Origin of the sequence: Phenylobacterium sp., from assembly GCF_036263695.1 — a bacterium.
Classification (GTDB): Bacteria; Pseudomonadota; Alphaproteobacteria; order Caulobacterales; family Caulobacteraceae; genus Phenylobacterium.
Window position 1 is genome coordinate 1 of the sequence record NZ_DATAGM010000414.1, and the last position, 12,568, is coordinate 12,568.

Consider the following 12,568-nt stretch of genomic DNA (forward strand, 5'->3'; position numbering starts at 1 on the left):
TCGACGTGGTGTGGCTGTTCCTGTTCGCCTTCATCTCCGTGATCTTCGGCGGAGTGGCGCACTGACGGAGTCATGAGCCGGCCCGGGCGCCTGCCGATCGGCCTGACGATCGCCACGCTGATCTCCCTGGCGATCCTGATCGGCCTGGGCGCCTGGCAGCTGCAGCGGCTTTCCTGGAAGCAGGATCTGCTGGACCGCATCACGGCGCTGGAGAACGCCCCGCCGATCCCCGCCGAACAGGCGCTGGCGCGCATCGCCCGCGGCGAGGACCTGGATTTCCAGCGCGTGCGCGCCGTCTGCCCGGGGCTCGGGCGGGCGTCGTGGCTCGAGCTCCACGCCATCCACGAGGGCCAGTCGGGCGTTCGGCTGATCTCCGCCTGCCGGCTCGAGGCCGGACCGTACCGATCGGTGCTGGTCGACCGCGGGTTCGTGCTCGACATCGTCTCCTCCCGCCCGCCGCGCGATCCGGCCGCGGGCGAGCCGGTCACCATCGACGCGGTGATCCGCACGCCGGAGGCGGCCAGCGCCTTCGCCGCCGCCAACACGCCCCGCCGCTGGTTCCGCCGGGACATCGCCGACATGGCCGAGGCGCTGGGCGCGCCCGCGCCCGCGCCGGTGTTCCTGATGGCCGAGACCTCCACCAATCCCGAATGGCTGGCGCTCAAGCCGCTGCCGGTTCCGAGCGGCGTCAGCAACCGCCATCTGGAGTATGCGCTCACCTGGTTCGGCCTTGCCGGGGCGCTGCTCGCCGTCTATGCCGCCGTGCTCTGGCGCAGATGGAAAGTGCGATGAGGTACGTCTCGACGCGGGGCGGGGCGCCCGCGGTCGGCTTCGTGGATGCGGTGCTGGGGGGCCTGGCGCCCGACGGCGGGCTGTACGTGCCGCAGGAATGGCCGAGCTTCAGGCACGAGGAGATCGCCGGCTTCGCCGGGCGGCCCTACGCCGAGGTCGCCGCCGCCGTGCTCGGCAAGTTCGCCGGCGACGAGCTGACCGCCGACGAGGCGCTGGAGATGTGCGCCGAGGCTTACGCCAGCTTCACCCACGCCGCCGTCGTGCCGCTGACCCAGGTCTCGCCCAGCGTCTTCCTGGCGGAGCTGTGGCACGGGCCGAGCCTGGCCTTCAAGGACGTGGCCATGCAGCTCTTGGCCCGCCTCTACGACCGCTTCCTCAGCCGCGAGAAGCGTACCCAGACCATCCTCTGCGCCACCTCCGGCGACACGGGCGGCGCGGCGGTCGAGGCCCTGCGCGGGCGCAGCAGCGTGAAGATCGTGGCGCTGTTCCCCGAGGGCCGGATCTCCGAGGTGCAGCGCCGGTTCATGACCACGGCGACGGAGGACAACGTCCGCTGCGTCTCCATCCAGGGCGACTTCGACGACTGCCAGGCGCTGGTGAAGCAGGCCTTTCAGGATCCGGGGCTGCGCCAGGCGGTGGACCTGTCGGGCGTCAACTCGATCAACTTCGCCCGCATCGTGGCGCAGGCGACCTACTACTTCACCACCGCCGTGGCGCTCGGCGCGCCTCAGCGCGAGATCTCCTACGTGGTGCCGTCCGGCAACTTCGGCGACGCCTTCGCGGGGTACGTCGCCAAGCGGATGGGCCTGCCCATCGCCCGGATCGTGGCGGCCACCAACTCCAACGACATCCTCGCCCGCGCCTTCGAGGACGGCCGCTACGCCCGCGGCCAGATGACCCCGACCCAGTCGCCGGCCATGGACATCCAGGCGGCCTCCAACTTCGAGCGACTGTACTTCGAGTGCGTGCGCCGCGACGGCGTCGAGACGGCCCGCGCCTTCGCCGCTTTCGGCGAGACCGGCGTCATCGACGTGCCGCCCGCCGCCCTGGGCGCGATGCGCGAGCTGTTCAGCGGCTGCAAGGTCAGCGAATCCGAGACCGCGCGCACCATGGTCGCCACCCTCAACGAGACCGGCGAGCTGATCGACCCGCATACCGCTGTCGGCGTCGCGGGCCTGCGCCGGATGGACAGGCCCGGCGGCCCGGTCGTCGTGCTCTCCACCGCCCACCCCGCCAAGTTCCCGGAGACCGTGAAGGCCGTCACCGGCGTCGCTCCGCCGCTGCCGCGCGGCTCGGAGGACCTCGCCCACCGGCCGGAGAAGTACGACCGCCTTCCGCCGGAAGCGGCCGCCGTGAACGCCTATGTCCGAGACTTCGCCGCTGCCTGACGAGGCCCTCCCCAACGTCCATCGGCTGGCCAACGGCGTGCAGGTGGTCTGCGACCCCATGCCCGGCCTGCAGACCCTGGCGGTCTCGGTCGTCGCCGGCCGCGGCGCCCGCTACGAGGACGCTGGCCGGTGCGGCTGGTCGCACCTGATGGAGCACATGGTGTTTAAGGGCGCGAACGGACGCTCGGCCCAGGAGATCGTCGAGGCGATCGAGGCCGAGGGGGGCCAGATCAACGCCGCCACCGGCTACGAGCGGACCAGCTACCAGGTGCGCGCCCTAGAGGGCGGAATGGACCTGGGCCTCTCCACCATCTCCGACCTGCTGTTCCGCCCGACCCTGTCGCCCGAGGACCTGGCCAAGGAAAAGCAGGTGATCGGCCAGGAGATCGCCGAGGCCGCGGACGATCCGGAAGACCGGGTGTTCGAGATGGCCCAGGTCGCCGCCTTCCCCGATCAGCCTCTGGGACGGCCGATCCTCGGCACCGTCGAGTCCATCGGGGCGGCGACCCCGGAAACCCTCGCCGACTGGCGCGCCCGCCTTTATCCGCCGAACGCGCTGGTGGTGGCCGCGGCCGGGGCGGTGGACGAAGCCCAGCTGCTGGAGATGGCCGAGCGCGACTTCGGCCCGCAGGCGGCCGCGTCGGGCCCCGACATGACCTTCACGCCGGCCACCTTCGACGGCGGCGCCGTCGCCGACGCCGACCGGCTCGAGCAGGCGCACGCCGTCTTCCTGCTGCCCGCGCCGTCCGCCACCGACCCCGAGTACTTCGCGCTTCGGCTGTTCGCGGAGATCCTGGGGGGCGGCATGGCGTCGCGGCTGTTCCAGGAGGCGCGCGAGCGGCGCGGCCTGGCCTACGCCATCGACGCCTACGCCGAGACCTATCTGGATACCGGCCTCCTGGGCGTCTACGCCGGTTGCGCGGCCAAGGACGCGCGCGAGCTGGCGCAGGTGGTGGCTGGCGAGATCGCCAGCCTGGCCCGCCAGGTGGAGCCCCGCGAACTCGCCCGCGCCAAGGCTCAGCTGAAGGCGTCGATGTTCATGGGCCGGGAGTCGCCGCTGGCCAGGGCCGAGCACGCGGCGGGACAGCTGCTGATCTTCGGCCGGCTGCTGGGCCCCAAGGAGATCGCCCGCCGGATCGACGCGGTCGAGGCCGCCGACCTCGAGCGGCTCGGCCAGCGGATGGTGTCGCAAGGGCGCGCGGCCGCCTCGGTGCTGGGCCCCAAGGCTGCGCTCGGCGCGGCGGAGGTGTTCCGGAAGAGCCTCGCCGGCTGAGCCTCGCGAAGCCGGCGCTTGACGCCGCGAAGTTTCGCACGACCCTGTCTTCATGGCGCTTTTGGACTGGATCGGCGCGGAAAGCGGTCTCCGCATCGAGGGCGAAGGCGTACGTCTGCGCCCGCCCAGGGCGGCCGACTATTCCGAGTGGCGCGACCTGCGCGCAAGGTCCCGCGAGTTCCTGCAGCCGTGGGAGCCGACCTGGCCGGCCGACGACCTGACCCGCGCCGCCTTCCGCCGTCGCCTGGCCGCTTACGCCCGCGACCGGGAGGCCGGGGTGGCGCATCCCTTTTTCATCTACCGCCAGGGCGACGACGCCCTGGTCGGCGGCATCACCCTGTCGAACATCCGCCGGGGCGTCGCCCAGATGGGATCGGTCGGCTACTGGTGCGGCAAGCCCTACGCCCGCCACGGCCATACCCTGGCGGCCGTGAAGACGCTGGCCGGCTTCGCCTTTCGCTCGCTGGCCCTGCACCGGCTGGAGGCGGCCTGCCTGCCGCACAACGAACCCTCGCGCCGTCTGCTCAACAAGGCGGGCTTCACCGAGGAAGGCTACGCCAAGGCTTATCTCAAAATTAACGGCGTTTGGAGAGATCATGTCCTGTTCGGCCTGATCTCGCCGCTAGGCGATGCTGGGGTCGATCAGGAGGGGGTGTCCGTCTGACGGCGCCTCCGGGCGTCATGGGGCGGAATGGCGAGCGACCGCTGGATCTGGGATGCGACGACGACGCTCGAGGCTCTCGGCGCGGCGGACGTCGCCCTTTGGTATTGGGAGCCTGAGCAGGATCGGCTGCGCCTGACCGGCGCCAGCCGCGCGCTGGGCCTTGGCCCGCTGGCCCCCGAATGCTCCTCTGCAGCCCTGCGCGCCCTGGCCCTGCCCCAGGACCGGGCGCTGGCCGAAGACATCCTCAGGCCTCAGGCTCCTGGCGCCGAGATCGCCGTGCGGCTGCGGATGCGCGGGGCCGGCGTCTGCATCTGGCGCGGGGTTTGGCTGGAGGAGGGGGTGCGCGCCGCCGGCGTCGTAGCCCCCGAGACCAAGTTCGCCGCTTCCGACCAGGACACCCTGACCGGCCTGCTGGACCGTAGAAGCTTCCTCGCCCACGCCCGCGACCGCCTGCAGGCGGCCGGCCGCCACCAGCTGGTGGTCGCCGACCTCGACCGCCTTCGCCGCCTGAACGAGGCGCTCGGCCACGAACGGGCGGATCTCGTGCTGGCCGCCCTCGGCTCGCGCCTGGCCGCCGCCTTCCCGCCCGAGGCGCTGCTCGCCCGCGTGGGCGAAGACGAGTTCGCGGTGCTCTCGCCCGCCCGTCATCCGAGCGCCGCCGAGGTGCTGCGCGGCGCGCTGGAGCAGCCGCTGCGGGTCGCCGGCTTCGACATCCATCCCACCCTCTCGATAGGCGCCGTGGAGGCTCACGGCGGCGGCGAGGCCCCCGACGCGGCCGAGCTGCTGCGCCGGGCCGAGCTGGCCGTGGAGGCCGCCAAGAGCGGCGGGCGCGGCGGGGCCGCCGCCTACGGCCGCAGCCTGGAGACCGACGGCCTGTCCCGTCTGGCCCTGGAGGGCGACCTGCGCGGCGCCATCGCCCGCGGCGAGCTGACGCCCTTCTACCAGCCCATCGTGCGGCTCTCGACCGGCGCCCTGTCCGGTTTCGAGGCGCTGGTCCGCTGGCGTCATCCGCGCCGCGGCCTGCTGACCCCCGACCAGTTCCTGCCGCTCTGCGAAGAGATGGGCCTGATGAGCGACCTGGGCGCGCACATGATGCGCACGGCCGCCAAGCAGCTCTCCATCTGGCGGCGCGACCACCGGCTGGCCGGCGAGCTGACCGTCGCCGTGAACCTCTCCACCGGCGAGATCGACCGGCCGGACCTGGTCGCCGACGTCATCGCCATCCGCGAGGAGACCGGCCTGCCGCCGGGCGCCCTCAAGCTGGAGGTGACCGAGAGCGACGTCATGAACGACCCGGACCGGGCCGCGGTCATCCTGCGCCGCCTGCGCGAGGCCGGCGCGGCCCTGGCGCTGGACGACTTCGGCACCGGCTTCTCGTCGCTCTCCTACCTCACCCGTTTGCCATTCGACACGCTGAAGATCGACCGGTACTTCGTGCGCACCATGGCCACCGACGAGGGCTCGGCGAAGATCGTCTCGTCGGTCGTCAAGCTCGGCCAGGACCTGAAGCTGGAGGTGGTCGCCGAGGGCGTCGAGAACGCCGGCATGGCCCGCCAGCTCCTCGACCTCGGTTGCGACTACGGTCAGGGCTTCGGCTACGCCCCCGCGCTGTCGCCCCAGGAGGCCGAGGTCTACCTCAACGAAAGCTACGTCGACGGCGCCGCGCCGGTGAAGGCGCGGGGGTAGCGGCGACAACCGCCCGGGCTATGGTGGGGCCATGGCCGACCACGAATTCTTCCAATTCCAGCTGCGTCCGGCGCCCGGCCGCGAGAGCCAGGCGGCGTTCGCGGGCGATCTGAAGGACCGGGGTGCGGGCAGCGTACGGGCGGCCGGCGGCGAGCCGCTGGGGCTGTTCTCGTCGCAGTTGGGCTGGGCGGCCAGCGAGCTGGCGCTGCTGGTGCGGTGGGGAGAGCGCGGCCGGGCGGACCTGGCGGGGCTTGCCGGGGTCGAAGCGGTCAGGCGCGAGGCGCTGACGCCGACGATTCGGCCCGCGGCGGGCGACGCGCTGCGGCCCGGCGGCATCCATGTGCTGCGCTGGTTTCACGTGCTGCCGGACTCGGCGGAGGCGTTTGTGATGCTCTCGGGCGAGGGCTGGGCCGACTTCGAGACCCGCTTCGACGCCAGGGTGTTCGGCCTGTTCCGCGCACCCGACGAGGCCAGCGTCGCCCGTTTCCTGCTGATCACCCGCTACGGCGACCACGGCGAGTGGGAACGCTCCCGCGATCCGTCCACGGCCGCCATGCAGACCTTCATGCGCCGCCAGCAGCTCACCGTCTGGACACAGGCGGCGAGCACGCTGCTGTCTGTCACCTGAGGCAGGCCGCAACTTCGCTAGTCGGGCTTCGTGACCTTGCCGGACGGGAGGCTCACGGCAGCCGCGGCGTAGGCGCCTGACATATCGGCCGGTTCTCGACCTAACCGTTCCTTGACGGCGCTGCGGACGAGCGTGATCTCCGGACCGTCCGCCTTGTAGGCGTACCGGACGCAGCCACGATTGCTGAACAGCCTCACTCGCCCCTGGTCGATGCCCACGACGGCGCTGTTCTGATGGTGATAGGCGCTCACCACCACATGGCGGACACGTCCAGTCGCCCCTTCGAACGTCCACTTCACCGGCTCATACGAGGCGAGTATCACGTAGAGCGGCTCCCGGCCGGGCTCAATGCGGACGGTTGTCGAGCCCACCTGTCGCTGGCGTTGAGGGCTCATGGCGTTCATTCCCTCGTAGGCCCCGTAGTAGACGATCCGCTCACGCGAGCTGGGCATCGGCATTGCGCACCACACGTCTTCCTGAGGCCGCGCTGGAACTGGGCGAGGCTGAGTCTGGCGGAACACTTCATACTCCTGCCGAGAAACCTTGCCGTCGCGATCCTGGTCGACCTGGCCGAACGTTTTGCGAGCAGCGGCCTCCAATTCCGAGCTTGTCAATCGACCGTCTCGCGCCTGAGGAAGGCTGAAGAGCGTCGCCAAGCCGTCGGGCCGATAGCGCTCCGTGCGTCCGATCCGTTCGCTGGCCGCTGTGATCTCGGCCAGCGTGACCTTTCCGTCGCCGTCACCATCGAATCGTTCGAGCTCACTCGGCTGGGCGGGGGACCGTGAACTGGGCGGACTGAACTCTGCGTGCTCCTGCTGGGTGACGACCAAGTCCGCGTCCAGGTCGTAGCGCAGAAGCATCGAGATGTGCTGAGCCCGCTGTTGAGCCCCGTGCTTACGTCGGTCCAGTTCGACATCGTCAGCGTCGAGTCCGTCGCCCTCCGGGTCGGCCCCCCGAAATGGCCGCATCACCTGATCGACATACTGCTCGACGAAAATCTCGGGCCGGATCGACGCCGATAGCGGATCTTCTCCGCTTCGATCAGGCATGACGATCGTCTCGCTCCGTGTGGCGCCGGACCCGGCCGCGATCGCCAGCCCGACAACGAGCGCGATTCGACCATTCCGGTGCGGTCTCTGAAGGTCGCCCATGCTCCACCCCCTGGTGCGGCTTGGTAGCTTGCCACGTCAGGGTTGAGCGGGAGTTTAGGCGGCGAGACTTCCGACTACGCCTGCCCGGTCTGCGCCGACAGCAGACGCGGATCGATGCCGAGCTTGGCGAGGGCTCTGGACCACTTGGCGTCGTAGTCGGCGCCGAACAGCAGGTCCTCGTCGGCCGGGCAGGTTAGCCAGACGTTCTCGCGGATCTCGCGCTCCAGCTGGCCGGCGCCCCAGCCGGCGTAGCCGAGGGCCAGGAAGGAGCGGCGCGGCCGCCCGCTCGGGCTGGCCATGGCCTCCAGCACGTCGCGGGTGGCGGTCAGGGCGACCTGGTCGGTGATGTCCAGGGTCATTTCCGGCGAGCGGTAGTCGCGGGTGTGCAGGACGAACCCGCGCTCGCGCTCCACAGGGCCGCCCAGCAGGACGAGGTCGGGCGGCACCTCGATGGTCGCCTTGATGTTTAGCCGCTCCAGCAGGTCGGGGACGGTGAGCCCTTCCACCGGCTGGTTCACCGCCACGCCCATGGCGTGCTCGTTGTCGTGGGCGCAGACCAGGATCACCGCCCGCTCAAACCTCGGATCGCCGATGCCGGGCATGGCGATCAGCAGCTGGCCGGAGAGGAAATCGCCCGCGGCCTCGCCGCCGGAATGTTCGGAATCCATGGGCGGGATTTTGAGCCCGATCGCGGCGCTTTCAAGTCGTTTGCGCGACCCGTTGACGCACGGCGGGCTCTCGTGGTCTGCGTTGCCGACCCCTGTTCACGGAGCCCTGGCATGACCATCAAAGTCGGCGACCGCATTCCCGACGCGACCCTCACCCTCGCCACCGAGGAGGGTCCGCGCCCGATCTCCACCAAGGAGCTGTTCGGCGGCAAGAAGGTCGCCCTGTTCGCCGTGCCCGGCGCCTTCACTCCCACCTGTTCGGCCAAGCACCTCCCGGGCTTCGTCGACAAGGCCTCGGACATCAAGGGCAAGGGCGTCGACGCCATCGCCTGCCTGTCGGTGAACGACGCCTTCGTGATGAAGGCCTGGGGCGAGCATCAAGGCGTCGGCCAGGACATCATGATGGTCGCCGACGGCAACGGCGACTTCACCCGCGCCGTGGGCCTGGAGATGGACGCCGGCAAGTTCGGCCTCGGCCAGCGCTCCCAGCGCTATTCGATGATCGTCGAGGACGGGGTGGTGAAGGAGCTGAACGTCGAGGCGCCGGGCGAATTCAAGGTCTCCTCCGCCGACTACCTTATGGCCCAACTCTAGGACGAACGGCCGCAAGGCTGAGCAATTCCAACCTCTTGGCGGCGGCCTGGAAAGCCTCCATGTTCGCCCCAGAGGTGGATTGATGAGTTTGTTTTCGCGCGCCGGGCGAGGCCGGCGACTGGCGGTCTGCGCGGCGCTGGCGGCCCTTCTGGCCGGTTGCACACAGCGGGTCCCCGAGGTGACCAGCGGCGAGTATCAGCGCAGCTGGGGCCTGGGGGCGATCAACGCCATGGGCGCCTACCAGGCTGGAGCCACGGGTCGCGGCGTGAAGGTCGCGATGATCGACTGCGGCCTGCAGGGCGCCCCGCGCGAGGTGCTGCGCAACGTCTCCCGAAACTCGGTGGACATCTTCGGCGCCGAGCGGGCGCTGCCGGCCACTGACCGCCATGGGACCTACATGGCCGGCCCCCTCGGCTCGGCGCTGGACCGCAAGGGGCTGGTGGGCGTGGCCTACAACGCCGAGCTCCTGTCGGTGCGGGCCGACATCGAAGGCGGCCACAACGGCCAGTGCGCCTTCAAGCCCTCGTCGCTGGCCAGGGCCGTGCAGTACGCCGCCGACCAGAAGGCGCGCGTCATCGTGATGCCGCTGCAGGCGACCCGCCCGATGGGCGCCCCGTTCGAGACGGCGCTGAAGAACGCGGTGGACAGCGGGGCGGTGGTGGTGATCGCGGCCGGCAACCGGTCGGGGGAGCAGCCAACCTATCCGGCGCGCTACGCGTCCGACCCGAGGTTCGCCGGATCGCTCGTGGCGGTCGGTGCGACGAAGGCCGATGGGGAACTCACCAGCTGGTCGAACCGCGCCGGGGCCACCCAGGCCTGGTATCTGGCCGCGCCCGGCGAGCGGGTAGTCACCGACTGTGGGCGCAAGACCTGCCGCCTGGTCTCGGGCACGTCCTTCGCCGCGGCTTACGTGGCCGGCGCGGTCGCGCTGGTGATGGAAGCCCGGCCGCAGCTCTCCGGCCGCGAAGCCCTCGCCCTGCTGCTCCACAACGCCCGCGACAGCGGCGATCCCGGCGCGGATCCGACCTACGGCTCGGGCGTGCTGGACGTCGGGAAGGTGTTCCCGCAGACCGCGGAAGCGAAGCGGCGGGGCTGAGGCGTCACTTCGGAAACGGCCGGCTGAGGAACCGCGAGCCCGCAAGACCGAAGCGCCAGGGCAGGTCCGCCGCTTTCGAGATGCCGATGCGCGGGCCGCCGACGATCTCGGCCGACGAAGCGGCGGGCGCGAAAGCGAAGGGGGCGTGGTCGATCGGCAGGCCGTCGTGCTCGCGGGTGACGGCCAGCGCCTGGCAGAGCTTTCCTGGGCCGGAGCAGAGCTGACGCGGGTCGGACAGGCCCCGGCGCTGTCGCATCAGTTCGAGCCCGTCTGTCGGCTCGATGGCGCGGATCAGCACCGCGCTGCCGGGATCGCTTCCGCAGACGATGTTGAGACACCAGTGGATGCCGTAGGAGCGGTAGACGTAGGCCCGCCCGACAGGGCCGAACATCGCCGCGTTGCGCGCCGTCCGCCCGCCGTGGCTGTGCGAGGCGGGGTCCTCGTGGTGGTAGGCCTCGGTCTCGACGATCACGCCCCCGACCCCCGCAAGCGCCAGGCGGGCGCCGATCAGCGCGCGGGCGACGTCGACGGGGTGGCGGGCGAAGAAGGTCGCGCTCACCCGGCCAGCGCCTCCGGCTCCAGGGCGGCGAGGTCCCTATCGCCGGCCATGGCCGCAGCCGCTTCGCCGGCGGCCAGGGTGAGGACCCGGTCGGCGTAGATGCGCGCCAGCTTCGCTTTGCCGGACAGCCAGGGGTCAGTCCCGTCCTTGGCCAGCAGCGCCTGGCGGCCCAGCACCCAGCCGCCGACCACGCTGCCGGCCAGCCGCAGGTAGGCGGTCGCGCCCGCCAAGCCTTCGGGCCCGCGGTGCTCCAGCAGCCAGTCGGTCGCGCGCTCGAGGGCCAGCACCCCTTCGGCCAGCCGCTTGCCGACGGGCGCGAGGCCCTCGGCGGCGGTGAGCGCCTCGGCGGTGGTCAGGATGTCGGCGGCCAGCGCCCGGACCACCGCGCCGTCGGCCATCGGCGCCTTGCGGCCCACCAGGTCGAGCGCCTGCACCCCGTTGGTGCCCTCGTAGATCGGCGCGATGCGGGCGTCGCGGTAGTGCTGCGCCGCGCCGGTCTCCTCGATGAAGCCCATCCCGCCGTGCACCTGCACGCCGATGGAGGCGGCCTCGACGCCGATGTCCGTCGACCAGGCCTTGGCGATCGGGGTCAGCAGCTCCTGGCGGGCCTTGGCGGCGGCGCGCTCGTCCTCGGTCTCGGCGAGTCGCGCCTCGTCGGCGAGGACGGCGGTCATCAGACATATCCCCCGCGCCGCCTCGATCTTTGCCTTGGTCAGCGCCAGCATCAGCCGCACGTCCGGATGGTCCCAGATCCGAGCGGAGGTCTCGCCCGTCCAGGCCGAGCGGCCCTGGCGGCGCTCCAGGGCGAAGGCCATCGCCTGCTGCCAGGCGCGCTCGCCGATGGCGACGCCCTGGACGCCCACCTGCAGGCGAGCGGCGTTCATCATCAGGAACATGTTGGCCAGGCCCTCGCCGGGCTGGCCGACCATCTCGGCCTTGGCGCCCTCGAACAGCATCACGCAGGTGGGCGAGCCGTGGATGCCCAGCTTGTGCTCGATGGAGGCCGGCCGCAGGCCGTTGAGGCCGCCGAGCGTGCCGTCCTCGTTCACCACCCGCTTCGGGGTCAGGAACAGTGAGATGCCCTTCACGCCGGGCGGGGCGTCCGGCAGGCGGGCCAGCACCAGGTGGACGATGTTGTCGGCCGCGTCGTGGTCGCCCCACGTGATGAAGATCTTCTGGCCGTTCAGCCGGTAGCCGCCGGCCCCGTCCGGTTCGGCCCGGGTGGTGAGGGCGGCGAGGTCGGTTCCGGCCTGTGGCTCGGTCAGGTTCATGGTGCCGGTCCACTCGCCGGAGACGAGCCTCGGCAGATAGACCCGCTTCTGACGCTCGGTGCCCACGTGGGCGAGGGCCTCGATGGCGCTCTGGGTGAGCATGGGGCACAGGCCGAAGGCCATGTTGGCCGCCTGGACCATCTCGAAGACGCCCGCCTCAAGCGCCTTGGGCAGGCCCTGGCCGCCGTGCTCGGGATCGGCCGACAGGCTGTTCCAGCCGCCCTCCGCAAAAGCTCGGTAGGCGTCGGCGAAGCCCGGGGCGACGGTCACGCGGCCGTTCTCGTAGCGCGCGCCGTGGGTGTCGCCGATGCGGTTCAGCGGGGCCAGCTGCTCCTCGCAGAAGGCGCCGGCGGCGGTCAGGATCGCCTGCACGGTGTCGTCGTCGAGGTCCGGGAAGCTGCGCCTGGCCAGGTCTGAGCCGCCGACGGCGGCCAGGGCGAAGGCGATGTCGCGGACCGGGGCGCGGAAGGTCATCTGGGGCTCCCAAAGGGCTCGCGCCATTTAGGGCGCCGGAGGCGGCGGTCCAAGCCTGACGCGGCGGCGCCCGTGGAAGCGACTCTCGACTTGCAGACCCGAGTTCACCATCAATGGCTGGATGAGCGACGTTGCGGAGAACCCGGCCCAGGCGGGCAGCGGCCGATACGCCACCATCGCCATAATCCTGCACTGGACAATCGCGGCCCTGATCCTGACGCAGATCATCCTGGCCGGCCGGATGGAGGACCGCAGCCTAGAGGCCTTCGCGGTCACCCAGCTTCACAAGTCGGTGGGGATCACCATCCTGGTCCTCAGCCTGAC

Annotated in this window: 13 protein-coding genes; 9 read left to right on the forward strand and 4 right to left on the reverse strand. The window is 71.2% G+C overall.

Annotated features, from left to right (window positions below; translation table 11 throughout):
• The first annotated feature begins 72 nt into the window (after window positions 1-72).
• From VHK87_RS16645 to VHK87_RS16670, 6 genes are read left to right on the forward strand one after another with little or no spacing between them, the layout of a single operon-like run.
• Window positions 73-792, forward strand: coding sequence for an SURF1 family protein (locus tag VHK87_RS16645; RefSeq protein WP_329636009.1), 720 nt, complete (start codon window positions 73-75; stop codon window positions 790-792).
• Complete coding sequence (thrC, locus tag VHK87_RS16650; protein WP_329636010.1) at window positions 789-2,180, forward strand: threonine synthase; 1,392 nt, start codon at window positions 789-791, stop codon at window positions 2,178-2,180. The genes VHK87_RS16645 and thrC overlap by 4 nt, the downstream gene beginning before the upstream one ends.
• On the forward strand, window positions 2,155-3,453 hold the full coding sequence (locus tag VHK87_RS16655; protein WP_329636011.1) for a pitrilysin family protein: 1,299 nt from the start codon (window positions 2,155-2,157) through the stop codon (window positions 3,451-3,453). Before thrC ends, VHK87_RS16655 begins: the two co-directional genes overlap by 26 nt.
• Window positions 3,454-3,505: 52 nt before the next feature.
• Window positions 3,506-4,117: a GNAT family protein gene (locus VHK87_RS16660; protein ID WP_329636012.1), complete on the forward strand. Its 612-nt coding sequence runs from the start codon at window positions 3,506-3,508 to the stop codon at window positions 4,115-4,117.
• A gap of 27 nt (window positions 4,118-4,144) precedes the next feature.
• The gene (locus tag VHK87_RS16665) at window positions 4,145-5,803 is read left to right on the forward strand and encodes a bifunctional diguanylate cyclase/phosphodiesterase (protein ID WP_329636013.1); all 1,659 of its coding nucleotides are present in this window, start codon (window positions 4,145-4,147) and stop codon (window positions 5,801-5,803) included.
• A 31-nt stretch (window positions 5,804-5,834) separates the two neighbouring features.
• The gene (locus VHK87_RS16670) at window positions 5,835-6,431 is read left to right on the forward strand and encodes a hypothetical protein (RefSeq protein WP_329636014.1); all 597 of its coding nucleotides are present in this window, start codon (window positions 5,835-5,837) and stop codon (window positions 6,429-6,431) included.
• 17 nt (window positions 6,432-6,448) lie between these two features.
• Here the strand turns inward: VHK87_RS16670 and VHK87_RS16675 are convergent, their stop codons facing one another.
• Both VHK87_RS16675 and VHK87_RS16680 read right to left on the reverse strand, forming a co-directional pair.
• Window positions 6,449-7,582, reverse strand: a complete 1,134-nt coding sequence (locus VHK87_RS16675; RefSeq protein ID WP_329636015.1) for an EF-hand domain-containing protein — start codon at window positions 7,580-7,582, stop codon at window positions 6,449-6,451.
• 74 nt (window positions 7,583-7,656) lie between these two features.
• Window positions 7,657-8,250, reverse strand: coding sequence for a YqgE/AlgH family protein (locus tag VHK87_RS16680; RefSeq protein ID WP_329636016.1), 594 nt, complete (start codon window positions 8,248-8,250; stop codon window positions 7,657-7,659).
• Between the two features lie 111 nt (window positions 8,251-8,361).
• Between VHK87_RS16680 and VHK87_RS16685 the strand changes: the two genes are divergently transcribed.
• Together VHK87_RS16685 and VHK87_RS16690 are read left to right on the forward strand one after the other, a co-directional pair.
• Window positions 8,362-8,844 carry a peroxiredoxin gene (locus VHK87_RS16685; protein ID WP_329636017.1) on the forward strand — a complete coding sequence of 161 codons (483 nt, stop codon included), beginning with the start codon at window positions 8,362-8,364 and terminating at the stop codon, window positions 8,842-8,844.
• An 82-nt stretch (window positions 8,845-8,926) separates the two neighbouring features.
• Window positions 8,927-9,940 carry a S8 family serine peptidase gene (locus tag VHK87_RS16690; protein WP_329636018.1) on the forward strand — a complete coding sequence of 338 codons (1,014 nt, stop codon included), beginning with the start codon at window positions 8,927-8,929 and terminating at the stop codon, window positions 9,938-9,940.
• Window positions 9,941-9,944: 4 nt separating this feature from the next.
• Here VHK87_RS16690 and VHK87_RS16695 read toward each other — a convergent pair whose 3' ends face one another.
• Together VHK87_RS16695 and VHK87_RS16700 are read right to left on the reverse strand one after the other, a co-directional pair.
• The gene (locus VHK87_RS16695) at window positions 9,945-10,499 is read right to left on the reverse strand and encodes a DNA-3-methyladenine glycosylase (RefSeq protein WP_329636019.1); all 555 of its coding nucleotides are present in this window, start codon (window positions 10,497-10,499) and stop codon (window positions 9,945-9,947) included.
• Window positions 10,496-12,244 (reverse strand): acyl-CoA dehydrogenase, encoded by a 1,749-nt coding sequence (locus VHK87_RS16700; protein WP_329636020.1) that lies wholly within the window; start codon window positions 12,242-12,244, stop codon window positions 10,496-10,498. Before VHK87_RS16700 ends, VHK87_RS16695 begins: the two co-directional genes overlap by 4 nt.
• Window positions 12,245-12,365: 121 nt before the next feature.
• Here VHK87_RS16700 and VHK87_RS16705 point away from each other — a divergent pair.
• The coding region (locus VHK87_RS16705; protein ID WP_329636021.1) for a cytochrome b/b6 domain-containing protein at window positions 12,366-12,568 on the forward strand (203 nt) is incomplete at its 3' end.